Annotated in this window: 21 protein-coding genes; 10 read left to right on the forward strand and 11 right to left on the reverse strand. The window is 49.6% G+C overall.

The features are described from left to right. The first annotated feature begins 14 nt into the window (after window positions 1–14). Both mglA and mglC read left to right on the forward strand, forming a co-directional pair. Window positions 15–1,523 (forward strand): galactose/methyl galactoside ABC transporter ATP-binding protein MglA, encoded by a 1,509-nt coding sequence (gene mglA, locus SGR01S_RS08145; RefSeq protein WP_061807083.1) that lies wholly within the window; start codon window positions 15–17, stop codon window positions 1,521–1,523. Between the two features lie 11 nt (window positions 1,524–1,534). Continuing rightward, window positions 1,535–2,545, forward strand: a complete 1,011-nt coding sequence (mglC, locus tag SGR01S_RS08150; protein ID WP_012005998.1) for a galactose/methyl galactoside ABC transporter permease MglC — start codon at window positions 1,535–1,537, stop codon at window positions 2,543–2,545. A 66-nt stretch (window positions 2,546–2,611) separates the two neighbouring features. Here mglC and sanA read toward each other — a convergent pair whose 3' ends face one another. The 8 genes from sanA to metG all read right to left on the reverse strand — a co-directional run bounded on the left by sanA (window position 2,612) and on the right by metG (window position 12,385). Beyond that, the gene (gene sanA / locus SGR01S_RS08155) at window positions 2,612–3,349 is read right to left on the reverse strand and encodes an outer membrane permeability protein SanA (RefSeq protein WP_061807084.1); all 738 of its coding nucleotides are present in this window, start codon (window positions 3,347–3,349) and stop codon (window positions 2,612–2,614) included. A gap of 170 nt (window positions 3,350–3,519) precedes the next feature. After that, entirely contained in the window at window positions 3,520–5,217 is a 1,698-nt protein-coding gene (locus SGR01S_RS08160) for an NAD-dependent malic enzyme (protein WP_037420197.1), read from the reverse strand. 221 nt (window positions 5,218–5,438) lie between these two features. Next, window positions 5,439–6,323: a cytidine deaminase gene (gene cdd, locus SGR01S_RS08165; RefSeq protein ID WP_061807085.1), complete on the reverse strand. Its 885-nt coding sequence runs from the start codon at window positions 6,321–6,323 to the stop codon at window positions 5,439–5,441. Between the two features lie 137 nt (window positions 6,324–6,460). Next, on the reverse strand, window positions 6,461–7,156 hold the full coding sequence (locus SGR01S_RS08170; RefSeq protein ID WP_037420194.1) for a CidB/LrgB family autolysis modulator: 696 nt from the start codon (window positions 7,154–7,156) through the stop codon (window positions 6,461–6,463). Next, on the reverse strand, window positions 7,153–7,560 hold the full coding sequence (locus tag SGR01S_RS08175; RefSeq protein ID WP_037420191.1) for a CidA/LrgA family protein: 408 nt from the start codon (window positions 7,558–7,560) through the stop codon (window positions 7,153–7,155). The genes SGR01S_RS08170 and SGR01S_RS08175 overlap by 4 nt, the downstream gene beginning before the upstream one ends. A gap of 137 nt (window positions 7,561–7,697) precedes the next feature. Beyond that, entirely contained in the window at window positions 7,698–8,924 is a 1,227-nt protein-coding gene (locus tag SGR01S_RS08180; RefSeq protein WP_061807086.1) for an MFS transporter, read from the reverse strand. Window positions 8,925–9,056: 132 nt separating this feature from the next. Beyond that, window positions 9,057–10,127: a sugar ABC transporter substrate-binding protein gene (locus SGR01S_RS08185; protein ID WP_061807087.1), complete on the reverse strand. Its 1,071-nt coding sequence runs from the start codon at window positions 10,125–10,127 to the stop codon at window positions 9,057–9,059. A 230-nt stretch (window positions 10,128–10,357) separates the two neighbouring features. After that, window positions 10,358–12,385 carry a methionine--tRNA ligase gene (metG, locus tag SGR01S_RS08190; protein ID WP_061807088.1) on the reverse strand — a complete coding sequence of 676 codons (2,028 nt, stop codon included), beginning with the start codon at window positions 12,383–12,385 and terminating at the stop codon, window positions 10,358–10,360. Window positions 12,386–12,545: 160 nt separating this feature from the next. Between metG and apbC the strand changes: the two genes are divergently transcribed. Next, window positions 12,546–13,658, forward strand: a complete 1,113-nt coding sequence (gene apbC / locus SGR01S_RS08195) for an iron-sulfur cluster carrier protein ApbC (protein WP_037420181.1) — start codon at window positions 12,546–12,548, stop codon at window positions 13,656–13,658. A 48-nt stretch (window positions 13,659–13,706) separates the two neighbouring features. Here the strand turns inward: apbC and SGR01S_RS08200 are convergent, their stop codons facing one another. Next, complete coding sequence (locus SGR01S_RS08200) at window positions 13,707–14,336, reverse strand: phosphatase PAP2 family protein (RefSeq protein WP_061807089.1); 630 nt, start codon at window positions 14,334–14,336, stop codon at window positions 13,707–13,709. A 245-nt stretch (window positions 14,337–14,581) separates the two neighbouring features. Here SGR01S_RS08200 and udk point away from each other — a divergent pair, with 245 nt between their 5' ends. The 3 genes from udk (at window position 14,582) to asmA (ending at window position 17,814) form a co-directional block, all read left to right on the forward strand. Next, a complete protein-coding gene (gene udk, locus SGR01S_RS08205) occupies window positions 14,582–15,223 on the forward strand; it encodes a uridine kinase (protein ID WP_004942376.1) in 642 nt (213 codons plus the stop codon). 126 nt (window positions 15,224–15,349) lie between these two features. Beyond that, window positions 15,350–15,931, forward strand: coding sequence for a dCTP deaminase (dcd, locus tag SGR01S_RS08210; protein ID WP_012006010.1), 582 nt, complete (start codon window positions 15,350–15,352; stop codon window positions 15,929–15,931). Between the two features lie 44 nt (window positions 15,932–15,975). Continuing rightward, complete coding sequence (gene asmA / locus SGR01S_RS08215; RefSeq protein WP_061807090.1) at window positions 15,976–17,814, forward strand: outer membrane assembly protein AsmA; 1,839 nt, start codon at window positions 15,976–15,978, stop codon at window positions 17,812–17,814. Between the two features lie 45 nt (window positions 17,815–17,859). On the opposite strand, the gene SGR01S_RS08220 is transcribed toward asmA, so the two are convergent. Continuing rightward, window positions 17,860–19,653 (reverse strand): putative phage tail protein, encoded by a 1,794-nt coding sequence (locus SGR01S_RS08220; protein ID WP_061807091.1) that lies wholly within the window; start codon window positions 19,651–19,653, stop codon window positions 17,860–17,862. Window positions 19,654–19,957: 304 nt separating this feature from the next. On the opposite strand from SGR01S_RS08220, the gene dcuC reads away from it, so the two are divergent. Further along, window positions 19,958–21,316: an anaerobic C4-dicarboxylate transporter DcuC gene (dcuC, locus tag SGR01S_RS08225; RefSeq protein WP_061807092.1), complete on the forward strand. Its 1,359-nt coding sequence runs from the start codon at window positions 19,958–19,960 to the stop codon at window positions 21,314–21,316. Window positions 21,317–21,349: 33 nt separating this feature from the next. Here the strand turns inward: dcuC and SGR01S_RS08230 are convergent, their stop codons facing one another. Further along, window positions 21,350–22,936 carry a TerC family protein gene (locus SGR01S_RS08230; RefSeq protein WP_061807093.1) on the reverse strand — a complete coding sequence of 529 codons (1,587 nt, stop codon included), beginning with the start codon at window positions 22,934–22,936 and terminating at the stop codon, window positions 21,350–21,352. A gap of 683 nt (window positions 22,937–23,619) precedes the next feature. Here SGR01S_RS08230 and galU point away from each other — a divergent pair. From galU to SGR01S_RS08245, 3 genes are all read left to right on the forward strand, one after another. Further along, window positions 23,620–24,519, forward strand: a complete 900-nt coding sequence (gene galU / locus SGR01S_RS08235; RefSeq protein WP_061807295.1) for a UTP--glucose-1-phosphate uridylyltransferase GalU — start codon at window positions 23,620–23,622, stop codon at window positions 24,517–24,519. A 44-nt stretch (window positions 24,520–24,563) separates the two neighbouring features. Next, window positions 24,564–25,457 carry a UTP--glucose-1-phosphate uridylyltransferase gene (locus SGR01S_RS08240; RefSeq protein ID WP_061807094.1) on the forward strand — a complete coding sequence of 298 codons (894 nt, stop codon included), beginning with the start codon at window positions 24,564–24,566 and terminating at the stop codon, window positions 25,455–25,457. A 126-nt stretch (window positions 25,458–25,583) separates the two neighbouring features. Beyond that, window positions 25,584–26,459, forward strand: a complete 876-nt coding sequence (locus tag SGR01S_RS08245) for a glycosyltransferase (protein ID WP_167348752.1) — start codon at window positions 25,584–25,586, stop codon at window positions 26,457–26,459. Window positions 26,460–26,532: the final 73 nt, after the last annotated feature.

Consider the following 26,532-nt stretch of genomic DNA (forward strand, 5'->3'; position numbering starts at 1 on the left):
AGCCAGGTGTATTTATGGCCGACAGCCCACGCGAATTTTTGCTGGAAATGACCGATATCAGTAAGTCATTTCCCGGCGTTAAGGCATTGGATAATGTGAATCTACGCGTTCGTCCGCACTCCATTCATGCGTTAATGGGGGAGAACGGCGCGGGCAAATCGACATTATTAAAATGCCTGTTTGGCATTTATAAAAAAGATGCCGGCAGTATTATTTTTCAAGGCCAGGAAGTTGATTTCAAAAGCTCTAAAGAGGCGTTGGAACACGGCGTTTCAATGGTGCACCAAGAATTGAACCTGGTTTTGCAGCGCACCGTGATGGACAACATGTGGCTGGGTCGTTACCCGACCAAGGGCATGTTTGTCGATCAGGACAAGATGCTGAAAGATACCCAGGCAATATTTGACGAGCTGGATATTGATATCAACCCACGGGATAAAGTGGGTACGTTATCGGTATCACAGATGCAAATGATCGAAATTGCCAAGGCGTTCTCCTACGACGCCAAGATCGTCATTATGGATGAGCCGACCTCATCGCTGACGGAAAAAGAGGTGAACCATCTGTTCACCATTATCCGTAAGCTGAAGGAGCGTGGCTGCGGCATTGTTTATATCTCGCACAAGATGGAGGAAATTTTCCAACTGTGTGATGAAATCACCATTCTGCGCGATGGGCAGTGGATCGCGACCCAGCCGCTGGAAGGGCTGGATATGGACAAAATCATTTCGATGATGGTGGGCCGTTCGCTCAGCCAGCGTTTCCCCGACAGGCAAAATACGCCGGGTGAAGTGATCCTGGAGGTGAAAGGCCTGACCTCAATGCGCCAGCCTTCGATTCGCGATATTTCTTTCGATCTGCATCAGGGGGAGATCCTCGGCATTGCAGGGCTGGTGGGGGCCAAACGTACCGACATCCTGGAAACCCTGTTCGGCATTCGTGAAAAAGTCGCGGGCACCATCAAGCTGCATGGCAAAGCCATCAATAACCACAGCGCCAATGAAGCGATAAACCACGGTTTTGCATTGGTGACGGAAGAGCGCCGATCTACCGGGATTTACGCTTATCTGGATGTCGGTTTTAACTCGCTGATCTCCAACATCCGCAATTATAAAAATAAAATCGGCCTGCTGGATAATGCCCGAATGAAAAGCGATACCCAGTGGGTGATCGATGCCATGCGGGTCAAAACGCCAGGCCACCATACCAATATTGGTTCGTTGTCCGGCGGTAACCAGCAGAAGGTGATCATCGGCCGTTGGTTGCTGACTCAGCCTGAAATATTAATGCTGGATGAGCCGACGCGCGGTATTGATGTGGGTGCCAAATTCGAAATTTATCAGTTGATGACCGAACTGGCGAAGAAGGGCAAGGGGATCATTATTGTCTCGTCTGAAATGCCGGAGCTTTTGGGAATTACCGACAGAATATTGGTGATGAGTAATGGTCAGGTTGCGGGCATCGTTAACACCAAACAGACCTCGCAAAATGAAATTTTACGTCTCGCATCCCTGCACCTTTAAGGATCAGAATTATGAACGCGCTGAATAAGAAAACTTTGTTCACCTATTTCAAGGAAGGTGGCATTTACGTGGTATTGCTGGTGCTGCTGGCAATTATTATTATCCAGGATCCGACATTCCTCAGTTTAATGAACCTGAGTAACATTCTGACGCAGTCCTCGGTGCGTATTATTATTGCATTGGGCGTGGCCGGACTGATAGTTACCCAGGGGACGGACTTGTCCGCAGGACGTCAGGTGGGGTTGGCTGCGGTGATCGCGGCGACGTTGTTGCAGTCGATGGATAACGTCAATAAGGTGTTTCCGCACATGGAAACCTGGTCGATCCCACTGGTGATCCTGCTGGTGTGCGCCGTGGGCGCGGTAATTGGTCTGGTGAACGGTTTGATCATTGCCTATCTCAATGTGACGCCGTTTATTACCACGTTGGGTACCATGATCATCGTTTACGGCATTAACTCGCTGTATTACGACTCTGTCGGTGCATCGCCAGTGGCGGGCTTTGATCCCAAGTTCTCGACCTTTGCGCAAGGGTTCCTGCGTTTCGGGGATTTTAAGCTGTCGTACATTACCTTCTACGCCATCATTGCGATTATTTTTGTCTGGATCCTGTGGAACAAAACCCGCTTCGGTAAAAATATCTTCGCCATTGGTGGTAACCCAGAGGCGGCAAAGGTTTCCGGCGTGAATGTGCCACTGAACCTGATCATGATTTATGCGTTGTCTGGTGTGTTCTATGCGTTCGGCGGTTTACTGGAGGCGGGTCGTATCGGCAGTGCTACCAACAACCTCGGCTTTATGTATGAGCTGGATGCGATTGCTGCCTGCGTGGTGGGGGGCGTGTCCTTTGCCGGTGGGGTGGGGACTGTGCTGGGAGTGGTGACCGGGGTGATCATCTTCACCGTCATCAACTACGGTCTGACCTACATTGGCGTTAACCCTTACTGGCAGTACATCATCAAGGGCGGCATCATTATCTTCGCGGTAGCGCTGGATTCACTGAAGTACGCCAAGAAAAAATAAACCTCCGTAGCAAGAAAAACGGCCAGCAAATGCTGGCCGTTTCTATTTTTAGTGTTGGGCTTCAGGCTACTTGGCCTTTTGTTTTTCCGCCGCTAACTTGTGTTCCAACTCGACTAACTGTTCTGGCGACACAGCCGGATAACCTTGAGCATCTTCGGGTACGGTGTGCATGGCGGAAATAGGGATCAGTGGGCCAAGGAAACGCGGTTCGCGTTTGAGAATGTACAGATCGGTCAGCGCACCAAGGCGGGCGAAGATCTCGCGAGCACGCACTGTCATCATATCTTTCGGCGAAGGCACCGCATAACACTGTGCCTGGATCCCCATATGCAACGCAATAAACAGCGCGCGCTCGCAGTGGAAGCGTTGAGTGATGATGATGAAGTCGTTAGTGTCGAACACTTTTCGAGTACGTACGATCGAATCCAGGGTGCGGAACCCTGCGTAATCCAGCACGATGTCGCTAGGTGCCACGCCTGCTGCAATCAAATCGCGGCGCATGGTCATAGGTTCGTTGTAGCTTTGCTGAGCATTGTCACCGCTCAGCAGCAGGTATTTTACCTTACCGCTGTTGTAGGCGTTGATCGCACCTTGAATGCGGTAGCGATAATATTGGTTGATCACGCCGGTACGGTAATATTTGGCGGTGCCGAGTACTACACCAACCTGCCGATGGGGCAGACCTTGTAGCTCGTCATAGACGTAAGGCGCGGTTTTCCAACTGATCCAGCGATCAAGCGCGAGAGCCGAAATCATCACCAGGGCAGTGATGATGAACAGGCTGATGATCAGGCGTTTCCACATGTTATTGCCTTACGCGCACAGGGGCCAAAAAAGATGGCTCAAGGCTACTTTACCTGACTGGCTGAAGCAAGCTTGTCCCTCTTTCAAGCACGCATTACGCGGCATTTTTAGGCAGTTTTGCCAATAAAAAAGCCCGGCGAACCGGGCTTGATAACCATCATCTGTTTCAATCAGAATGAGGTGCGCTTATAGCTGCGATATTGTGGACGCCAGAAGTTGTGTTCGATGGCTTTTGACAGCGCTTCTTCAGAGGTGACGACGGCCATTCCCTGCAGTTGCGCCGCTTTACCAACTTCCATTGCGATGCATTTTGACACGCCCTGGATATCATCGATATCCGGCAGTAATGCGCCATGCCCATCGGTCGCCAATGGCGAACATTCTGCCAGCGCACGGCTCGCGGCCATTAACATGGCATCCGTAACGCGGGTGGCGCCGGAAGCCAGAACACCCAAACCAATCCCTGGGAAGATATAGGAGTTGTTGCACTGGGCGATAGGGAACAGCTGGTCTTTATAGGTCACGGGTGCAAACGGGCTGCCAGTTGCGACTAACGCAGCGCCATCGGTCCAGTTGATGATGTCTTCTGGACGGGCTTCGACACGGGAAGTTGGGTTGGACAGCGGCATCACGATCGGACGCGGACAATGCTTGTGCATTTCGCGGATCAGTTCTTCTGTGAACAGGCCTGGCTGACCAGAAACGCCAATCAAAATGGTTGGTTTAGCGTTACGCACGACATCCAGAAGTGAAATGGCATCGCTTTCAGTCTGCCATTCGATCAGGTTTTCGCTCTTCTGCACCAGCTTGCTTTGGAAATCGAGCAGGTTAGGCAGTTTGTCGGTCAGCAGACCGAAACGGTCGACCATGAAGACACGTGCACGTGCTTCATCTTCGCTCAAGCCTTCGGATTTCATCTGCGCGATAATTTGCTCGGCAATACCACAACCGGCGGAACCTGCGCCAAGGAAGGTCACAGTTTGATCGCGCAGTTGGCTGCCCGCGGCACGGCTGGCAGCGATCAAGCTGCCAAGCGTGACGGCGGCGGTGCCCTGAATATCGTCGTTAAAGCAGCAGATTTCGTTGCGATAGCGGTTCAACAGAGGGGTAGCGTTATTCTGCGCAAAGTCCTCAAACTGCAACAACACATTCGGCCAGCGGCGTTTTACCGCTTGAATAAATTCCTCTACGAAAGCGTGGTATTCATCACCGGAAATGCGCGGATGGCGCCAGCCCATGTACAGTGGATCATTCAGGCGTTGTGGGTTGTTAGTCCCGACATCCAGCACTACCGGTAGGGTATAGGCGGGGCTGATGCCGCCGCAGGCGGTGTACAGAGACAGCTTACCGATAGGAATGCCCATGCCGCCAATGCCCTGATCGCCCAGGCCGAGAATACGTTCACCGTCAGTGACAACGATCACCTTGACGTTTTGCTTGGTGGCGTTTTGCAGCATGTCATCAATACGATCGCGGTTCGGGTAGGAAATAAACAGCCCACGTGCACGGCGATAAATATCGGAGAAATGCTCACAAGCCTCACCCACCGTTGGTGTGTAGATGATTGGCATCATCTCACTCAAGTGTGAGTCAAGCAGACGGTAGAACAGGGTTTCGTTGGTGTCCTGAATGTTACGCAGGTAAATATGCTTATCGCTGTCGTTTTTGAAATCCTGATACTGGCGATAGGCGCGTTCTGCTTGTTCCTCAATGGTTTCTACCGCATCAGGCAGTAAGCCTTGCAGGTTGAAATGGCTGCGTTCTTCTTCAGTGAAGGCGCTACCTTTATTCAGCAGCGGGAATTCCAGCAGAATAGGGCCGGCATAAGGGATGTAGAGGGGGCGTTTGCTTTCGTATTCAAGTTCCATGGCTTTTGCTCTTCAACGTATCGGATAACTTTATGGGGGAGATCCTAAAAGATCGGGAAAATATGTACAGCAATTGTTATCGGATCATGAGGTAATTTGGCGTAATTATCGACGATCACGTCCTAATTTAACTAAAGAAAGTGTTTTAAGACGTGAATGCCATTGTAATCGGCTTGCGGGGCTGTTAACAGCGGTGCCAGGCAGCACCGCCAAGAGCAGGATTAGAAAGTGATGCGGCTGACGTTTTGGCAGCCGAGCGCGGCCAGTGTCGCACGCGTAGCATCCCACTGTGTGAGGATGGCACTTTCCGGTTCAGCCAGCACTGCACGGCTCACTTTTTGGCAATCGCGGCCGGAGACATTCATGAGGATCAATGCGGCTTGCAATGGAGGCAGGCTTGGGTTGAACGCGGCGTTTTCAGCATAGCGACCAGTGTAAATAGTACCGTCTTCGGCTTCGAGCGCGACACCACTGTGGGCATTGCTGTATGGCGCATGACTCTGATTGGCTGCGGCCAGCGCGGCTTTTTCCAGTTCGCTGGTTAGCGTCAGTTGGAAACCGTGATCAACCCGGTCCATCAGCAGTGTGGCGATATCCAGATCTTTAGGGCCGAAGGCATCAGGCAAATAATCGCCAAGCGTTGCCGGTTCACGGCCGGGCAGGCGGATTTTCAGTGCGGCGCCGCTGTTGAGTTCATTCATAAATTGGCGGCAGTGACCACATGGTGTGTAGTTAACCGTGATAGAGACCAAGGCTGGTTCGCCGCGTAGCCAGGCATGGGTCACGGCACACTGCTCTGCATGAATGGTCTGTTGCATCGGCGCGCCACTGAACTCCATATTGGCACCAAAATACAGGTTGCCGCTCTGCCCACGGGCAATGGCGCCGACATAGAACCTGGAGATTGGAGCTAACGAGCAGGCCGCCGCCAGGGGCAACAGAGCGAATGCCAGAGCATCATCATCCAGCCCGCAGCGCTGCTTAATCGCATCCACCTGTTCTGCCTTAAACATGGCCGGAAAATCAGGCGCATCAATATAAGGTAATAGGGCGGATTGCAATGTGGCGGGCAGTTCACCGAAAGCGGTTTGAAAACGCGGGTGCATAGAAACTCTCTCTACAGGTTAACGGGATAACATTCTAGGCAGCTCGGCGTGAATAAAGTGTGATGTAAATCTCTTTCTTGATGAAATCAATGCAATGAAATTCATAATTGCGAGACTAATCGCAAGTTTTAAGCCTTTCAACCGAACAGATGCAGTAACACCGGGAATAGAAAGGGTGCCAATAGCGAGGTAATGATCCCGCAGATCACTAACGCGAGTGAACCGAATGCACCTTCCTGATAGTCCATTTCCGCACAGCGTGCCGTGCCCAGTGCATGTGATGCGGTCCCCATTGCCAGCCCGCGTGCCGAACGGGTTGTGATTCCCAATATTTTGAACAAGGTATGTCCAAATACGGCACCAAGAATGCCGACGAAGATAACGCAGACTGCGCTGATCGCCGGGATGCCGCCGAGTGATTCTGCGACTGCCATGGCGATGGGCGTCGTAACCGATTTCGGCATGATGGATGCTGCAATCTCCGGCGTAGCCCCCATCCATAATGCGATAGCACCACCGCTTATCATGGCTGTCATGCTGCCGATAAAACAGACGGCGATAATGGACTTCCAGCGAGCGCGGATCTGGTGCAGTTGTTCATACAGCGGGTATGCCAGTGCCACTACCGCCGGTTGTAACAAGTCATTGAGGGTTTTGCTGCCCTGAAAATAACGTTCATAAGGAATGCCCGTCAGCAATAGCAGGGGAATGATCACTGCCATTGACACCAGAAGTGGGTTGAGCAGTGGCATATTCAGCCACTGGGCCAGCTTGCGTGCTGCAAAGTAGACCGCCAGCGTCAGCGGCAATGACCACCAGATTTCATGGATCATTTTTCGCTCTCCACCGCATCAGATTTACCGACGATGCGGCGCTCTCGATGGAAGTAATGTGAGGTATAGCCGACGACGACCAGCACCATCAGAGTACTAACGACGCATGAGATCACAAGGGGGCCGAGGTGTTCGATAATCTGGTCATAGTATTTCATCACGCCAACACCGATGGGCACGAACAAAAGCACCATATAGCGGATCAACAGATGGCAACCAGGCTTGACCCACTTGGCCGGCATAATTTGTGTGGAAAGTAGAGCGAACAGCAGCAGCATACCGATAATGCTGCCGGGAATGGCGATCGGCAACAACGCCGCGACCGCATTGCCGATAAACAAACAAAGGTAGATAAGGGCGATTGCCCTTAAGTATTTCCAGCACAGAGTGAGTAGCTTGGTCATAACTTAATCCTGTTTAACCGATGCATTCATCATACAATTAAACTGTGACCTTAGCCACAAATCACACCATGAATTCGCTCTATGGCTACTATGCCGATTGAGTAGGTTGACAGCCTTACGCTAAGCCGCATGTATGCTCATTCCGCACTGAGCGCGTTAGGGGTGTCCAACTGCTGTTTCTGCGCCAAGCGGTGCCCGAGGAAAAAGAATAACAGGCTAAATAACGCGGCGGCAATCAACATCAGAAACATCATGTGTGGTGCGGCGTAGCTGAGAATAAAACCGCAGAGCACCGGGTTAATAGCACCGCCCAGCGCGCTGAGGTTTTGCACGCCGTAGTAACTGCCTTTTAGATGTTGCGGCGCGATAAAATCGATAAACATGTATTCCACTGGGATCACAATAATCTCGCCCAGGGTAAATATGGCCATCGCCGCGATCCACAACCAAAGCGATTGCCCGGCCAGGCTAAAACCGATCAACCCGAGAATGAAAAACAGCGTGCCCAACACCAGCCAGCGCAGCATGTTTTCCTGACGCATACCTCGACTTAGCAGGTACTGCAGGGCGATGACGATACAGGCGTTAACGATCATCACGGCGCCAATGACCTGGTAGGCGAACTCTGCGTTGGAAACCAGGATCAGGTATTGCGACAAATAGCCGGTGAACTGGCCGAAAACGACCGCCCCGAGGGTGCTGCCGAGGGTAAAGTAAATCAGCCGACGATCGTTGCGCAGGATTTTCAGCGTCTGGCGGAAATTAGGCGATGCGGCCGGTATCACACCGCTTGCTGGTGGTGGTGCAGCGTGTTGTCGGCGCAGACTAAAACTCAACGTTGCCACAGTGAACAACGCCAACCCGCCGGAAAGGTAGAAGGGCAATAACGGGTTCAGCCCTGCGACCATCACTCCCAGTGATGATCCGACCGCCCAACCAACGTTCACCAGTGTGTAATTAATTGAAAAGGCTTTGATACGTTGTGCCACCGGCAGCCAGTCGGCAAAACAGGCCTTGATGGTAATGCCCAGTACTGAATAGGCGGTATGTAGGATAGCCAAGACTACAATGATGCCGCCCGGATGTGGGATCCAAGGGATAGCAAAAAAGCTCAAAGAAAACAGTAGAATGGAGGTCAGGATAAGTGTGTTTTTGTTGAATTTATCTACCAGGTAACCGCCGTACAAACTGGCGAAAATACCGATTGCCAGACTGATGCCCAGAATAATCCCGACACTTTTCGGCAGCAGGTGGAAATGCCCGGTGAGATAAATGGTAATGAACGGCAGAGTGACACCGCGGCCGATGGTTAATACCAGCGAACTCGCCAGCAGTGCGTTGATCAGTGGTGGGAATCCCTTCATGTCAGACCTGTTTATGCATACAGTTATTAACCTTATAGGGATAACATAGCTTATTTTAACCAACATGGCAGGGGAGAAATGGGGAGTTGTGTGAAAAAAGAGGCTACCGGGATAGCCTCGGGCGGAAAGTGATTATTTGCCAGTTTTGGCCTGCAACGTGGCGAACCATGGCTGAATGAAAGCATCGCTACTGCCCCAGCCCGGAATGATTTTGGCCAGACTGGCGACGTTGACAGGACCAGGCTGGCTGACCAGTAACGCCTGTGGGATAGAGGCGGCTTTAAATTCGTAGGTTGCCGGCGTCGGTTCCCCGGCAATTTTGTTCGCCACCAAACGCAAGTTGACCGCACCTATCAGCTTGGTATCCACCGCTACGCTGACTTTCCATGGGCTGTTGGCTTCGCGCATCAGTTGCAGATCCTGATTGGATATGTCGATGCTGTAGAGTTTGATTTCGGTACGGCCATTTTCTTTTAGTGCTTTATAAGCTCCCTGACTGAAAGCATCCCAGGTGCCCCAGATAGCATCAATCTTGCCTTTCGGGTATTTGGCCAGCACAGCACCGACTTTATTGGCGGTATCCCCTTGTACGTCGGATGAGACTGCACCAATCGATTCCAGCTCATGAATGCCCGGGTTTTGTTTCAGTAACTGTTGATAGGCTGCTTGCCGGCGTTCCATTGGTGGAAAGCCCGCTACCCAGAGCTTAATAATATTGGCTTTGCCGTTGAAGTCCTTGACCAGCTGTCCGAAGGATTCATTCGCCAACGAGGCGTCATCCTGCTGTGAAACCGTGACGCCGGGAATACTGCCGCTGATATCGGTATCAAAGGCGGATACGGCAATGCCTGCTGCGGTAATGCGTTTGACCAGCTCGGTAGAATAAGGCGCACGTCCTTGCGAGAGGATAATACCGTCATATTTCTGGCTGATGGCTTGGTTCACGAAATCTTGAAAGCGTGCGTCATCACCATTGCTGAGAAAGGTGTCGACCTTAAAGCCTAGCTTGCGTCCTTCCTGAAGAGTACCTGCTAGAAACTGGGTAGTGTTGTCGTCAGAACCCAAATTGCGGATTACCGCAATACGGATTGGTCCCTGATGTTGCGCGATGGTGGCGGGCACTGGCGCAGGTGTTTCTGCTGCGAACAGTGGCAAAACGGTCAGCAGGCCAATGGCCAGCAGCGGGGTCTTTATGGTTTTCATTATTATTGGCTCCGAAAGCAGATGAGGACTATCCCGGTAAGACAATATTTATAGCAGTCTTTCCTTCTGGACGTCTACTTGTAATATCGGAACCTCGTAACGGACCCAAGCTTCACGGGGGATGAGCTGGGTATTGCCCTTTGCTGAGTAGGCCAGTGAATCGATAGCATTAGAGATTGAAAATAAAAAGGGCCGAGCAAGCTCGACCCTTGTGGCAGTGGAAGCGGGTGTTATTTCACCTGCATCCCTGGTTGTGCGCCGCTGTCTGGGCTAAGCAGGAAGATCTCTTTGCCACCTGGGCCGGCAGCCATCACCATGCCTTCGGAAATGCCGAAGCGCATTTTACGAGGTGCAAGGTTGGCAACCATAATGGTTAGTCGGCCTTCAAGCGCTTTCGGATCTGGATAAGCGGAGCGAATGCCAGAGAAGATCTGACGCATTTCACCGCCCAGATCTAACTGCAGCTTAAGCAGCTTATCCGAACCTTCAACAAAATCGGCGCTTTTGATCAGTGCGATCCGCATGTCAACTTTGGCGAAATCGTCAAAGGTGATCGTGTCCTGAATGGGATCGTCAGCCAGCGGGCCGGTGACAACTTTAGCCGCTGTCATGTCTTCTTTCGACGCGCTTACCATTTCATTCACCTTGTCCAGATCGATACGGTTGAACAGCGCTTTGAATGGATTGACCTGATGGCTCAGCAACGGCTGCTGAATGCTATCCCAGCTAAGCTCGCAGTTGAGGAAAGCTTCGGTACGTTCGGTCAGTGACGGCAGCACCGGCTTCAAGTAGGTCATCAATACGCGGAACAGGTTGATGCCCATTGAACAGATGGCTTGTAAATCGGCATCGCGGCCTTCTTGTTTCGCCACGACCCACGGCGCCTGCTCATCCACATAACGGTTAGCCAGGTCGGCCAATGCCATGATTTCGCGGATTGCCCGGCCAGACTCACGGCTGGCATAGGCGTCGGCGATACTTTGTGCCGCGTCAACGAAGGTCTGGTACAGCGCAGGGGCCGCCAGTTTGTCGGCCAGTTGGCCACCAAAGCGTTTGCTGATAAAACCAGCGTTGCGAGAGGCCAGGTTCACCACTTTGTTCACGATGTCGGCGTTCACGCGCTGCACGAAATCTTCCAGATTCAGGTCGATATCGTCAATGCGTGAAGACAGCTTAGCGGCGTAGTAGTAACGCAGGCAATCGGCATCCAGGTGTTGCAGATAGGTGCCGGCCTTGATAAAGGTGCCGCGAGACTTGGACATCTTGGCGCCGTTCACCGTCACATAACCGTGTACGAACAGGTTAGTCGGTTTGCGGAAGTTACTGCCTTCCAGCATTGCCGGCCAGAACAGGCTGTGGAAATAAACGATGTCCTTGCCAATAAAGTGATACAGCTCGGTGGTGGAGTCTTTGCGCCAGAACTCGTCAAAGTCCAGGTCACCACGCTTGTCACACAGGTTTTTGAATGAGCCCATGTAGCCGATTGGCGCATCCAGCCAGACGTAGAAGTATTTGCCTGGGGCATCCGGGATTTCAAAGCCGAAATACGGCGCATCACGGGAGATATCCCACTGTTGCAGACCGGACTCAAACCACTCCTGCATCTTGTTCGCGACTTGCTCTTGCAGCGCGCCGGAACGGGTCCACGCTTGCAGCATGGCGCTGAACTCAGGCAGATCAAAGAAGAAGTGCTCGGAATCGCGCAGTACCGGCGTAGAGCCAGATACCACGGATTTCGGATCGATCAGTTCGGTCGGGCTATAGGTTGCACCGCAAACTTCGCAGTTATCACCGTATTGATCTGGTGATTTGCATTTTGGGCAGGTGCCTTTTACGAAGCGGTCAGGCAGGAACATGCCTTTCTCCGGATCGTACAGCTGAGAAATTGTCCGGTTTTTGATAAAGCCGTTTTCTTTCAGGCGACCATAAATCAGGCTCGACAGCTCACGGTTCTCATCGCTATGGGTTGAATGATAGTTATCATAGCTGATGCCAAAACCGGCGAAATCCTGTTGGTGCTCTTGGCTCATCTCCGCAATCATTTCTTCTGGCTGAATGCCCAACTGCTGCGCTTTCAGCATGATCGGCGTGCCGTGCGCGTCGTCCGCACAGATGAAATGAACCTCGTTGCCGCGCATTCGTTGGTAACGAACCCAGATATCTGCCTGGATGTGCTCGAGCATGTGGCCGAGATGGATGGAACCATTTGCGTACGGTAGCGCGCACGTCACCAATAATTTTTTCGCGACTTGAGCCATAGTGAGAACTTGGTTTCTGTAATGAATAAAAAGGGTCTTCGATGTTACCCGATCGTGCTCGCCACGGCTAGGGCGGTTTCTTTATGCAGACATGCGTCGGCGGGCGCGCAGTTCTGATATGCTAAGCAGGAAGCTATCCATTCAAAATCAAGGAGCCGGGATGAGCGCAAAATCCCCTGAGCAGACTAACCCCGAAGTTCTGCGTGCCCTGGTGACCGGAGTACTGGCCGCCTTTGAACACCCGACGTTAAAAAATAATCTGACCGCGCTGAAGGCAATTCACCATTGTGCGCTGCTGGACGATGTACTGCATATTGAATTGACCATGCCATTTGCCTGGCAGAGCGGTTTCGACGTCCTGAAGGACACCGTCAGCGCAGAGTTACTCCGCGTGACGGGGGCTGAGGCGATCGACTGGAAGCTGAAGCATGACATCACCACGCTGAAACGTGCCAACGATCAGGCTGGCATCAAGGGCGTGCGTAATATTATTGCTATCAGTTCCGGCAAAGGCGGGGTGGGTAAATCTACCACTGCGGTTAACCTCGCATTAGCGCTGGCAGCGGAAGGGGCCAAGGTCGGTATTTTGGATGCTGACATTTATGGACCGTCGATCCCGAATATGCTGGGCACTGAAAATGAACGCCCAACGTCACCAGACGGTCAGCATATGGCACCGATTGTGGCGCATGGTCTGGCAACCAATTCGATTGGTTATCTGGTGACTGACGACAATGCTATGGTTTGGCGTGGTCCTATGGCCAGCAAAGCGCTGATGCAGTTGCTGCAAGATACGTTGTGGCCAGATTTGGACTATTTGGTACTGGATATGCCACCGGGCACTGGCGATATTCAGTTGACCTTGTCGCAGAACATCCCGGTTACCGGGGCATTGGTGGTCACTACGCCGCAGGACATTGCGTTGCTTGACGCTGCCAAGGGTATTGTCATGTTCGAAAAGGTTCACGTGCCGGTTTTGGGTATTGTGGAAAATATGAGCGTGCATATTTGCAGCAATTGCGGTCACCATGAGCCGATCTTCGGGACCGGCGGGGCTGAGAAGTTGGTGAAAAAATACCACAGCCGTCTGTTGGGACAATTGCCGCTGCATATTTCACTGCGTGAGGATTTGGATCGCGGTGAACCGACGGTGATCAGTCGCCCGGACAGTGAGTTTGCCGAACTGTACCGTCAACTTGCCGGTCGTGTTGCCGCGCAAATGTACTGGCAGGGTGAAGCGATCCCGACGGAAATCTCTTTCCGCGCGTTGTAATCATCACTGGCTAAAAAACAAAACCCCGGACAAGTTCCGGGGTTTTGCTTATGGGACGATAGCCTGTTTGTGCAAATCAGCCCGGGTATACGGGCGTTCGATCTTCGCCAAAACAGTCGCAATATGTTCCAGCAGCCCTTGCGTCGGCGCGGGTTGTCGTACCCCCATCAGCACCATTGGCAGTGCCAGTGCAACGACGATCTGCGGTGTTGATAGCTGAGGGCGCGGCTTACCGCGCTGCAACCACAAAAACAGCGTACTGGCCAGATAGCCAAGTATTAGGCCGCTCACGACTTCCGAAGGTGAATGGACATGGATAGCTAACCGCGATAGCCCTATGGTGACAGGCAATACCAACCCCACAACCAGCGCCATGCTGCGTACGGCATGTGAGAAACGCCCGGTCAGTGCCCAGAGCAGTACCGGCCAGATACTGGCCGCCAATGCAGAGTGGCCGCTAAAGCCGGTAAAGTCATAACTTTTTATCCCAATGCCCCAACCCATAAAAGCCAGTTTGGATATGCATACCACACCACCGGCGCAGCCGAAGATCAACGCCCATTGCCAGCCAGCGGTCCGGGTGGCACGTGAGGCGACTAATACGGCAAAAAGAATCAGCGAGCAGGGCAACAGCAACATGCTGTCGCCAAAAAATGTCAAAAAATGCCAGTCCAGCACGTTAGTCTCCGGTGAAATACAGCATCCTCGGTCAAGGATCATCATCAAGCCACGGAGTTTACCTTGTGACGTTGAATTGCCCTAGACGCAATAATCTTAAAACCGTTGAATGCCACTTCTGGCAAAATAACCAGAGATAGCGCCCTTGTGCCGACAATATAGTCTGGCGCAATGCCCGCTAACTCCCTATAATTGTCGCGTTTTAGTTCCCCCCCTTCACACTACGAAATCAGGTCTTCAATTTTATGACTGACAAGCCGCATCAGTGCGTCATTATTGGTATAGCTGGCGCATCTGCCTCCGGAAAAAGCCTTATCGCCAGTACGTTATATCGTGAACTTCGCGATCAGGTTGGCGATGAACACATCGGCGTTATTCCTGAAGACAGTTACTACAAAGACCAGACTCATCTCACCATGGAAGAACGGGTCAAAACAAACTATGACCACCCGAGTGCCATGGATCACAACCTGCTGTTCCAGCATTTGCAAATGCTGAAATCGGGCAAGGCGATAGAGTTACCCTTGTACAGTTACACTGAACACACGCGTAAGAAAGAGACCATTCACCTGGAACCCAAAAAGGTGATTATTCTTGAGGGGATCCTGCTGTTGACGGATATCCGTTTGCGTCAGGAAATGAATTTCTCGATCTTTGTCGATACGCCGCTGGATATTTGCCTGATGCGTCGAATGAAGCGTGACGTGAATGAACGTGGTCGTTCGATGGATTCGGTGATGGCGCAATACCAGAAAACCGTCCGTCCGATGTTCCTGCAGTTTATCGAACCTTCCAAACAATACGCCGACATTATCGTTCCACGTGGCGGGAAAAACCGTATTGCGATCGACATTCTTAAAGCCAAAATCAGCCAATTCTTTGAGTAATGCCACTCAATGGCCGGAAAACCCATGTTTCCGGCCTGCGGGCAACTATTTACGCCGCGGCGTAGACCTTTTGCCCGTTGTGTGGCAATTTTTGTTTTAGTGACACGCCTTGATGGAGATAAATAAATGAGACTGTGCGACCGTGATATAGAAGCCTGGCTGGATTGTGAAAAACTGGTGATTTCACCGCGTCCGCCGATTGAGCGTATTAACGGGGCCACAGTGGATGTCCGTTTAGGCAATCAGTTCCGCGTGTTTCGTGGTCACACTGCGGCATTTATCGACCTCAGCGGGCCGAAAGACGAAGTCAGCGCTGCGTTGGACCGCGTGATGAGTGACGAAATCGTCCTGCCGGAAGGCGAAGCCTTCTTCCTGCATCCGGGAGAACTGGCACTGGCAGTCACTTTGGAGTCGGTCACGCTGCCAAACGATTTGGTGGGTTGGCTGGATGGCCGCTCCTCCTTGGCGCGCTTGGGGCTGATGGTTCACGTTACCGCGCACCGTATCGATCCCGGCTGGCAGGGCCGCATTGTTCTGGAGTTCTATAATTCAGGTAAGCTGCCGCTGGCATTGCGTCCGGGTATGCTGATCGGCGCGTTGAGCTTTGAACCGTTGTCCGGGCCGGCAGCACGTCCTTACAATAGCCGCCAGGATGCAAAATATCGCGATCAACAGGGTGCAGTAGCCAGTCGAATTGACAAGGACTAACAGCGCTAGTGATAGGGTTAGTGTGGCGCTGACAAGAGGATGGCATGAGAAGATTACTGACGACTTTGGCGATTTTACTGGTGGTGCTGGTGGCGGGAATATCCGCGCTGGTACTTTTGGTTAATCCGAATGATTTTCGTGCCTATATGGTCACGAAAGTCGAACAAAAGAGCGGTTATCATCTGACATTGGATGGCGATCTGCGTTGGCATATTTGGCCGCAGCTAAGCATTCTGGCAGGGCGCATGACGCTGACCGCTCCCGGTGCCAACGCGCCCGTGGTGAGTGCGGATAACATGCGCCTTGATGTCAAGTTGCTGCCGTTGTTGTCACATCAGCTGTTTGTGAAACAGGTGATGCTGAAAAATGCCGTCATCCGCCTTACGCCCGACAGTGAAGAACAAAATCAGCCAGATGCGCCTATCGCGCCCGCGGGCAATCCTACAGAGTCGGTGGATACACCGTGGAAGTTTGACATTGATAATCTGAAGGTGGTGGATAGCCTGCTGATCTGGCAGCGAGCCAACAATGAACAAATCAACGTTCGCGATATTAATCTTACCCTTAAACAAAATGCCAAACGCCAGGCGCAAATGGAACTTTCCAGCCGGGTGAACCGAGATCAACGCGATCTGAGTTTCAACATGGTGGCAGATATCGATCTGCAGCAATATCCGCGACGCATTACGGCCAATATCAGCCAATTCAATTACCAGCTTGAAGGTGCAGATATTTTGGTCGGTGGTATCAAGGGTGATGGCAGCGCTCAGATGGTATATCAACAAATGCCGCAGCAAGTCGCGTTAAGTCAACTGACCCTGAGCGCCAATGACAGTCAATTCTCAGGCGGCGCCAGTGTACAGATTGGTGATGTGCCAACCTATGTGTTAAACCTGACATCCACAGCGGTAGATTTAGACGCACTTTCTGGTTGGCAGTCCAAGTCCGGTTCGCAAGTGCAGCAAACACAAGGCACGACATCCGCACCAGTGATTGCCAATCAAATGGACGATCCACAGCAAAATCTCGAAGTGTTGCGAGACTTCAACGCTCAACTTAATTTGAGCGTTGATCAACTGACCTACCGCGGCATGAATATTGCCCATTTATCAACGCAAGCGGAAAATCAGCAAGGTTTGCTAACGGTACATTCACTCTCAGGACAGTTAGCCGGCGGCGACTTTGCTTTGCCTGGTTCGTTGGATGCGCGCCACAACCGGCCGGTTATCGCGGTGAAGCCGGTATTGAGGCAGGTTGAGCTGGGCACGGTATTGAAAGCGTTCGATATGCCACAGGTATTAACTGGCAAACTCAGCATGCAAGGGGATTTGACCGGCGATCGTCTGACGTCACAATCGTTTGAGCGGCGTTGGCAAGGAACTGCTCAGTTGGCGATGCAAGATGCACAGTTGCACGGCCTGAATATTCAACAGTTGATTCAGCAAGCGGTAGCTCGCAACGACAGTAGCGTGCGTGGGCAGAACGATTACCAGCGTTATACCGAAGTGAAGCAGCTGTCGGCAAAAGCCAGTTTGAATAGCGGTACGGTAAAAATCACTGAACTGGGCGCCGATTCTCCGTTGTTGAATTTGAGCGGGAGCGGCACGGTGGATATGCCAGGTAAACAGTGCGATATGGCGCTTAATGTACGAGTAACCGGTGGTTGGCAAGGACGTAGCGATCTGATCGAACAGCTGCAGAAAACGCCTATCCCGCTGCGTGTATACGGTCCATGGAGCCAGCTCAACTACCAGTTACAGGTTGATCAGATATTGCGTAAAACGCTGCAGGACCGGGCGAAAGAAGCGTTGAATAAGTGGGCTGATAAGAACAAGGATTCGCGTGAAGGCCAGGATCTGAAAAAACTGCTCGATAAGCTCTAAAATCAAAACATGGGGCAATGCCCCATGTTTTTAAAGTAATGGATGTTAATCAGATATTTTTCCATATCCTTTCCATACGCCGGGGGTTCCTGCTTCTACACACCGCCAACCATCCCATCCTCCTGCTGTTGGAGCGCTATTTACAATTCGGTCGCCTTGGCTAAAGCTGCCCAATGTTGGTGCCGTATTTCCATGCATGATACGAACATTACTTGGGATTGAAATTCGTTGTTCCATTGCGATCGTTTCATTTCCGGCAATGTTATTAGCATAATAGATACTATTATTACAGTTAAATGTCATATTACCTAAAACGGTGCTGTTTACAAAAGAATGGGATGAGGATGTGTTATTCTTCTCTTCAAGAAACGTTACGTTATTCTGCACTAATATGCCATCAAAATGTGTGCCCTGAGATTGTGGCGATGTATTTGTGACCAAAAGAGAATTTAACGTTCCGCCAAACCATCTTATAGAGCCAGCGGTATTCTTAATAATAACATCAGATGCTACAACATTTGAAAATTGGTGGTTCCCGTTATAGGCCGAAATTTCTATTTTACCCACAAGACAGTTGGATAGTGCTAATGTACCTCTTTTACCATCGGCTTGAGTTATAATGTTACCGCCAATGCCACGGCCACCTGAAACGATTGTTTTACCGTACCCTTTAATTAGTAAAGCATTTTTGAATCTAGAACCTGCATGCTCAGATATTTGTACGTCGGCGCTACCTATTTCCATAAAGTCTCTTTTTCCCCAATTCCATTTATCTCTGATTTCAGCATGTGTCTGGTGAAACATAAGGCCAATCCCATTAGTTATGCGTACATAGGGGCTGCATTTATTATTCTCAATCTGGCAGTTATTAAATCTTATCATATTACAAGCATCATTCTTAATTGTACTGGTTAGTAGCAATGCTGGATGGGTCGTTTTTGTATTGTCAGATGGGTCACCATTTGAATAACCACCATCTTGAATATTAGTGGCTTCGAAAACAGAGTCTTGAACTTTATCCAACCAAAGATTGCAGCCATGGAAAGAATATATTTGCACATTGTTAGTATAGACATAGGCAACATTTGTTAATCTGAGTGCACTCAACGTGAAGTTAATACCATCAAAAGATAGGTTTTCGATTCTCAATCCCCAGCTAAACTTTTTTTCTGCATTATATTCTATCAGGATAACGTTAGGGTCTTTAGGATCCTCGCTGGGACGGATAATGCAATTTCTAGTATTACTTCCTCGAAGAACCCCAGCCCAATTGCTAGGGATTTTTATCACTCCAGGCTTTAAATATGTCATTGCACTTGGAAACACTAATTCTACTCTATAGTTATTAACCATAGATTCTTGTAAAATAATAGCATTTTGTTCTCCATATTGAGTTGAGCCAGTTCTTATCCCAAGCCACTCAATTGGCCATATGTTGGTAGAAACAGAGTCAACTCTAATCCAACACCAATTATCATCCACTCTAATTACTATGCCACTTTTTTCCTTCAAGTCTTTCGATTGGACAGCATAGAACTCTCCCCCCCCAGATGATATAATATTGTTAGTTGAATAAAAACTCACAACGTCTATTTTTTGACCTGAGAACTGGGGGGTTATTTTTCTCAAATTATCAATGTCGGGGCACCTTCCAATATATTTTGCCCCATCGTAACTAGAAAGCTTTGAAGATAAAATAGATAAACTATTGCTGGCTGATAAATCATTTTCAGCATTTGTTGATATAATGCTATTCACTTTCTCTGCGGCATAAACCTTACCCGCTAAAATACCAGATGTTCCTGCTATTATTGTCTTTACGAGATTTCTACGGTTCATGCATACCCTTCCTGTCTATGTTATAAGAGTGACTCAAAATTAATAATAACATCAGGCAGCTAATTGTAAAATATAAGTTGTTAAATCTAGTATCTATTTGTTAATGAATTGATTTTATTCATTGTGGTATGCATGATTATTTAATTTAATCAATTGGTTATGTTTATGGTTTAGTGTTTGTGAAGTGTGTGAGATAAGTTCTATTTACTTTGATTTTTATCACCTATAGTACAAGCCATAATATTTATAGTGTCCGCAGTGATATATTCATATTGTTTTTTCTACATCTATCTGGGGTCAATTCATGTTGGAACTTTTTATTGGGGCTATAGTGGCGGCGGGCGTTGGGCGCTATATCATCAAAGGCTACTCCGCTACTGGCGTATTGATGGTGGGGGGCCTGCTTTTATTGGCAATCAGCGCCCTGATGGGCAAGAGCCTGCTGCCTGCCAACGCGACATCTACAGGGTGGCGCGCGACGGATATCATCGAGTACGTCAAAATCCTGCTGATGAGCCGCGGTGGCGATCTTGGCATGATGATCATGATGCTGTGCGGGTTTGCGGCGTATATGACCCACATTGGTGCTAATGACGTGGTCGTAAAGCTGGCTTCACGTCCATTACAGATGATCAACTCCCCCTATCTTTTGATGGTGGCAGCCTATTTTGTCGCTTGCCTGATGTCACTGGCTGTTTCCTCCGCAACCGGTTTGGGGGTACTGCTGATGGCCACATTATTCCCACTGATGGTCAACGTGGGTATTAGCCGCGGTGCTGCGGCAGCTATCTGTGCTTCACCGGCGGCGATTATCCTTGCACCAACTTCAGGTGATGTGGTGCTGGCTGCCAAGGCTGCGGAAATGCCGCTAGTCGATTTTGCGTTTAAAACCACCTTACCGATATCCATTGCGGCGATTGTCTGCATGGCCGTTGCGCATTTTTTCTGGCAACGCTACCTCGACAAGAAGAATAACGAACAGCACCACATTATGGATGTGAGTGAAATAACTACGCATGCGCCAGGGTTCTACGCCATTTTACCCTTTACGCCGATCCTCGGGGTATTGGTGTTTGACGGTAAATGGGGACCGGAACTGCACATTATCACCGTGTTGGTAGGGTGCATGTTATTGGCGGCAGTGATTGAGTTCTTGCGAAGCTTCAGTGCCAAACAGGTGTTTACCGGCCTGGAAGTTGCCTACCGGGGAATGGCGGATGCCTTTGCCAGTGTGGTAATGCTGTTGGTTGCGGCGGGCGTATTTGCTCAGGGGTTGAGTACCGTAGGCTTTATCAGCGGGCTGATCAGCCTGGCACAGTCGTTTGGCACCGGCGGCATTATCATGATGCTGGTACTGGTGGTGATTACCATGCTGGCGGCAATGACGACCGGTTCGGGGAACGCACCTTTCTATGCTTTCGTTGAGCTCATTCCCAAGCTGGCGGCGCAGATGGGGGTCAATCCGGCGTATTTGGTGATCCCGATGCTACAGGCGTCGAATCTGGGTCGTACGTTGTCACCGGTTTCTGGTGTAGTAGTAGCGGTATCAGGCATGGCGAAAATCTCTCCGTTCGAAGTCGTAAAACGCACGTCGGTACCGGTGATTGTCGGATTGATTGTGGTGATTGTGGCGACAGAACTGCTGGTTCCTCAGCATTTGTAATAGGTCGCCGGGCGATGGATGCCCGGCTCCTGTTTATACTTCGTAGTCAGGTTCTGGCACTGACAGTGGGGTGATCTTTACTTTCAAAATACGGTGGCTACTGACTTCCAGCGGTTCAAACAGATAGTCACCAATTCGTAATTGTTCACCCTCTTGAGGAATACGCTGGCTGTGTTCCATCAGTAAGCCGGCCAGCGTGTGATACTCACGTTTTTCCTCCAGCGGGAGCGGTAAATACAACACCAAGTCTTCCAGCGGCATATAACCATTGGCGGTCCAACTGCCATCATCATTTTGCTGGATGTCATGCCGTGCATCGACTTCTTCACCCGCCTCCGGCAGGTTACCGGCAATGGTTTCCATCACGTCTGTCAGTGTCACAATTCCTTCGACCGAGCCAAACTCATCGACGACAAAGGCAAAATGCGTCTGTGCCTGGCGGAATTGCTCCAACGCGCTCAACAGAGTTAATTGCTCTGGGAATATCAGTGGCTGAAGGACCAATGCCCGTAAATCGAGCGGCGCCTGAGCTAATTGCTGTTTCAGCACATCAATAGTATGGATGACGCCGAGCGGTTCATCGCTGGCACTGTTCTCCACCACGACAATGCGCGTATGCTGATTTCGCTCAAGCAACTGTGTCAGCTTTTCTTGCGGATCATTCAGCTCAAGATATTCCACATCGTGGCGTGAAGTCATGATGCTGCTTACTGTGCGCTGCGCCATGCCTAACACCCGTTCTATCATATGGCGTTCTTGCTGATTGAAAATCTCACCGCTTTCATTGGTACTATCGGCCAACAGGTTGGCTGAGTGGCTATCCACTTCGGCTTCTTCGTGCTTACCACTCAGCATGCGCAATACGGCTTCCGCAGTTCGTTCTCGCAACGGTCGCACCGTTGACAGGAAACGACGACGGTTGAACTGGGACAATTGGTTTAACGCTTCAATCATCACCGAGAAACCAATGGCAGCATACAAATAGCCTTTCGGAATATGGTAGCCGAATCCTTCAGCAACTAAACTGAAGCCAATCATCAACAAAAAGCTCAGGCACAGGATAACGATCGTCGGGTGGGCGTTGACGAAGCGCGTGAGTGGCTTGCTGGCCAGCAACATCAGTCCGATCGCGATACAAACTGCTATCATCATCACTGCCAGATGATCGACCATGCCGACGGCGGTAATCACTGAATCGAGCGAGAAGACGGCATCCAATACCACGATTTGCACCACAACCGGCCAGAAACGGGCACCTTTGCGCGGGCCATGTTGTTCTTCATCTTTACCCTCCAGCCGCTCGTTCAACTCCATGGTGGCTTTAAATAGCAGGAAGATGCCCCCGACCAACATAATAAGATCGCGGCCGCTGAAAGGGTGTCCAGAAGCAAAGAACAGCGGTTGGGTGAGTGTGGCCAACCATGAGATGGACGCCAACAGCGCTAAGCGCATCAACAATGCGAGCAATAAGCCGACAACACGGGCCTTATCCCTTTGATGTTTTGGTAATTTCTCCGCCAGAATGGCAATAAAGATAAGGTTGTCTATACCCAGAACGATTTCCAGCACGACCAGAGTGGCCAGGCCGGCCCAAATTGTTGGATCTGCGATCCATTCCATACGCCCAATTTCACCTGTAAGTTCGACGGCTTATGCCGCAGGGGAATGATGGGTGTTGAGGCGGGAAAATTCAACTTTAAAACCTTGAGGGAGGGAATGTGCATCTAAGATAGGGTGAGGTTAAGCTAATTTAGTGCATAAAAAATCATCGCCCTATTAGGCTGAGCGGATGAGTTATTGCGATAGAGAGGGCATTTTAGTGGGAGGGATGGTGTTTTTCGAGAATATGACTCTGAGTGTTTGCTTATAAGGTGGTTGAAATATAATTATTAAAAATCAATTTGTTACGAGCTTTTTTAGCTGCTACGATTTACCCTGTCAACGTCTATGCGTAGTCTTATTCTGAAAAGGGTACTTAACAGGTATCTTAGGCTTGTATCGATAAGGCAATAGTATAAGAATCTTAGCCACATAAACATTTACAAGTATCATCGTTTGGTTATAAGGGCGGAATTATTTTTGCTTTGTGTGACATGATTCGCGCTCAGCAAAGAACATCGCCTTGAATTTACATTAAAACGCGATTGGGCCTCCTGGTTGCTCCATAGAAAATGATGATAGTGCATTGGTAGCTGAGAGCCAGGGGCGGTAGCGTGTCTGAACCATTCCGTTCCCGTCTTCATAAGTATCCTGGATAAGGCTTAGTTCGGCTACGTTATAATTATTGATTGTGGATGAAAAACATGCAAAAGAGACTGAAGGCTGTGATTCCCGTAGCTGGCCTGGGAACCCGTATGTTACCTGCGACAAAAGCCATTCCTAAAGAAATGCTGCCGGTGGTCGATAAACCATTGATTCAGTATATTGTTAATGAGTGTGTGGCGGCAGGAATTAAAGATATCGTACTGGTAACTCATTCCTCTAAGAATGCGATTGAGAACCACTTCGATACTTCTTTTGAGCTTGAAGCCGTTCTAGAGTCTCGTGTGAAGCGTCAACTGCTGGAAGAAGTTCAGACTATCTGTCCAGCCGATGTAACAGTGATGCAGGTTCGTCAAGGCCAGGCAAAAGGCTTGGGCCATGCCGTTTTATGCGCTAAACCAATGGTCGGCGATGATCCTTTTGTGGTGTTGTTACCTGATGTATTGTTGGATGACTCGACAGCCGATTTGCGTAAAGAAAACCTGGCCAAAATGATCCAGCGTTTCACAGAAACTGGCTATAGCCAGATTATGGTGGAACCGGTACCGGAGCAGGATGTTTCGAAATACGGCGTGGTGGATTGTGGCGGTGCGGCGTTGGCAGCAGGTGAGAGTACTCCGATGACTGCGGTCGTGGAAAAGCCTGCCCGTGAAGATGCTCCATCAAACCTGGCTGTGGTGGGACGTTATGTCCTGTCCGCCGATATCTGGCCGTTGCTGGAAAAAACGTTGCCGGGGGCGGGAGATGAAATCCAGCTTACTGATGCGATTGCCATGCTGATGGATGCACAAACCGTAGAGGCTTTCCATATGAGCGGCAAGTCGCACGACTGTGGTGATAAGCTGGGTTACATGAAAGCGTTTGTGCAATATGGCTTGCGTCATGCCTCTGAAGGCGAAGATTTTACCCAGTGGTTGAAGCAAACGCTAAATAGCAAATAGAGTTGCGGCTGAAAATACGATCACAATATTGAAAGAGGATTATCATGACCACGTTGAAAGCTGTCATTCCTGTTGCAGGCTTGGGTATGCGTATGCTGCCTGCAACCAAGGCCATTCCAAAAGAAATGTTGCCGATCGTAGATAAACCGTTGATTCAATACATTGTCAATGAGTGCGTCGCTGCTGGAATCAAAGAAATTATCCTGGTGACACACTCATCGAAAAACGCGATTGAAAACCACTTTGATACTTCATTTGAATTGGAAGCGATGCTTGAAGCTCGTGTGAAGCGTCAACTGCTGGAAGAGGTTCAGTCAATTACCCCTAAAGGCGTAACGCTGATGCACATTCGTCAGGGGCAGCCAAAGGGGTTAGGACATGCGGTACTTTGTGCCAAACCCTTGGTAGGGGATTCACCCTTTGTAGTTCTCTTGCCCGATGTCCTGCTTGATGACGCCAAAGCCGACCTGAAGAAAGATAATTTACCTCATATGATTGCCCGCTTTGAACAGACGGGACTGAGCCAGGTATTGGTACAGGCTGCTGATGAGCATGTGCTGTACGATTACTCGGTAGTTGAATGTGAAGCGAATAAATTGCAACCGGGCGAAAGTTCTCGCATGACGTCTATTATCGAAAAACCGGGCCGTGAAGTTCAGTTGAAATCCAATTACTCCGCAGTAGGGCGCTATGTTCTCTCGGCTGATATTTGGCCGATCTTGGAAAAAACAAAGCCAGGGGCGTGGGGACGTATTCAACTGACAGATGCTATTGCTGAATTACTGAAACACAAACCGGTCGAGGCGACAGAGCTGGTGGGAGAGTCGTTCAACTGTGGTGAAAAAATGGGGTATCTGCGGGCGTTTGTGACCTATGGTTTACGGCATCCAAGTCAAGGTATTGAGTTTAAACAATGGATTAACGCGATACTTCCGTAGTCTTGAACGTAAATCTACATAGGCTAATTATCAATTGGCCTATGAGGAAAATTAAACTGATGACAATATCTTACATCACCGATTTTCAATCAGATATTACCAATTAAATATATTAAGGAAATGAAAGTGGTAGAAGATAAATTGATATCTGTATATATCCCTACACATAATCGTAAGTTAATGCTCCAGCGGGCAATCCGGTCAGTGCAAGAACAAACATATAAAAATATTGAAATTCTTGTCTGTGACGATGGCTCATCTGATGGAACTGAAGATGTTGTGGCAAAGTTGTCTACTTTTGATAAAAGAATTAAATATTTTAGGAGTGAAGTCCCTCAGGGAGCCTGTTCTGCCAGAAATATGGGGATTTTCTCGGCGAAAGGGTACTATATTACTGGCTTAGATGATGATGATCAGTTCAAGGAAAATCGCATTAAAACCCTTGTGGAGGTGTTCGAAGATAAAGAATGTGCTTTTGTTTGCAGCAATATAATAATGAATTATGGTACTCACCAGAGAGTAATGGGTAACTTTAGTGGGGTCATAAGCAGAGATATGATGGGGTTTAAAAATCATGTTGGCAATCAGCTTTTTACGAAAACGGATTACTTGCAAAGCATTGGCGGCTTTGATGAAAAGTTCCCGGCATGGCAAGATTATGACGCATGGTTCCGACTGGTAGATTTATACGGCCCGGGTTTTAAACATTTGGAAGCGACTTATATACAGAATGTTGACCACGAGTTAGGCAGAATTACCACTGGTAATAAAGCAAAAATCGGCTACGAAATGTTCATTTTAACGCACAGGGAAAAACTAAATAAATCAAAACTTAAGCATCTTTACTTCCAAGATAAAATGAATCGCAGCGAGCCTCTGAAGATTGATGATTTATTAAATAACTTTACTTTTGAAAATTTAAAAATATATGTCAAGCAATCTATAAAGGAAAATGTTCCCTGTGTAAAAAATATGGTCGAAGGTTCAAGAAATCGAACATAATTAGTTTCTCTCAGTATATTTTATACTGTTTTTAAATTTATTTATACTTCCTTTTATACATGATGTTCACGAA

Origin of the sequence: Serratia grimesii NBRC 13537 (genome assembly GCF_001590905.1) — a bacterium.
Lineage (GTDB): Bacteria > Pseudomonadota > Gammaproteobacteria > Enterobacterales > Enterobacteriaceae > Serratia > Serratia grimesii.

What these genes read in the sequence shown, in the direction of transcription:
- mglA (WP_061807083.1), top strand. Translation starts at nt 15, where the DNA reads ATGGCCGACAGCCCACGCGAATTTTTGCTGGAAATGACCGATATCAGT.
- mglC (WP_012005998.1), top strand. Translation starts at nt 1,535, where the DNA reads ATGAACGCGCTGAATAAGAAAACTTTGTTCACCTATTTCAAGGAAGGT.
- sanA (WP_061807084.1), bottom strand. Translation starts at nt 3,349, where the DNA reads ATGTGGAAACGCCTGATCATCAGCCTGTTCATCATCACTGCCCTGGTG.
- SGR01S_RS08160 (WP_037420197.1), bottom strand. Translation starts at nt 5,217, where the DNA reads ATGGAACTTGAATACGAAAGCAAACGCCCCCTCTACATCCCTTATGCC.
- cdd (WP_061807085.1), bottom strand. Translation starts at nt 6,323, where the DNA reads ATGCACCCGCGTTTTCAAACCGCTTTCGGTGAACTGCCCGCCACATTG.
- SGR01S_RS08170 (WP_037420194.1), bottom strand. Translation starts at nt 7,156, where the DNA reads ATGATCCATGAAATCTGGTGGTCATTGCCGCTGACGCTGGCGGTCTAC.
- SGR01S_RS08175 (WP_037420191.1), bottom strand. Translation starts at nt 7,560, where the DNA reads ATGACCAAGCTACTCACTCTGTGCTGGAAATACTTAAGGGCAATCGCC.
- SGR01S_RS08180 (WP_061807086.1), bottom strand. Translation starts at nt 8,924, where the DNA reads ATGAAGGGATTCCCACCACTGATCAACGCACTGCTGGCGAGTTCGCTG.
- SGR01S_RS08185 (WP_061807087.1), bottom strand. Translation starts at nt 10,127, where the DNA reads ATGAAAACCATAAAGACCCCGCTGCTGGCCATTGGCCTGCTGACCGTT.
- metG (WP_061807088.1), bottom strand. Translation starts at nt 12,385, where the DNA reads ATGGCTCAAGTCGCGAAAAAATTATTGGTGACGTGCGCGCTACCGTAC.
- apbC (WP_037420181.1), top strand. Translation starts at nt 12,546, where the DNA reads ATGAGCGCAAAATCCCCTGAGCAGACTAACCCCGAAGTTCTGCGTGCC.
- udk (WP_004942376.1), top strand. Translation starts at nt 14,582, where the DNA reads ATGACTGACAAGCCGCATCAGTGCGTCATTATTGGTATAGCTGGCGCA.
- dcd (WP_012006010.1), top strand. Translation starts at nt 15,350, where the DNA reads ATGAGACTGTGCGACCGTGATATAGAAGCCTGGCTGGATTGTGAAAAA.
- asmA (WP_061807090.1), top strand. Translation starts at nt 15,976, where the DNA reads ATGAGAAGATTACTGACGACTTTGGCGATTTTACTGGTGGTGCTGGTG.
- SGR01S_RS08220 (WP_061807091.1), bottom strand. Translation starts at nt 19,653, where the DNA reads ATGAACCGTAGAAATCTCGTAAAGACAATAATAGCAGGAACATCTGGT.
- dcuC (WP_061807092.1), top strand. Translation starts at nt 19,958, where the DNA reads ATGTTGGAACTTTTTATTGGGGCTATAGTGGCGGCGGGCGTTGGGCGC.
- SGR01S_RS08230 (WP_061807093.1), bottom strand. Translation starts at nt 22,936, where the DNA reads ATGGAATGGATCGCAGATCCAACAATTTGGGCCGGCCTGGCCACTCTG.
- galU (WP_061807295.1), top strand. Translation starts at nt 23,620, where the DNA reads ATGCAAAAGAGACTGAAGGCTGTGATTCCCGTAGCTGGCCTGGGAACC.
- SGR01S_RS08240 (WP_061807094.1), top strand. Translation starts at nt 24,564, where the DNA reads ATGACCACGTTGAAAGCTGTCATTCCTGTTGCAGGCTTGGGTATGCGT.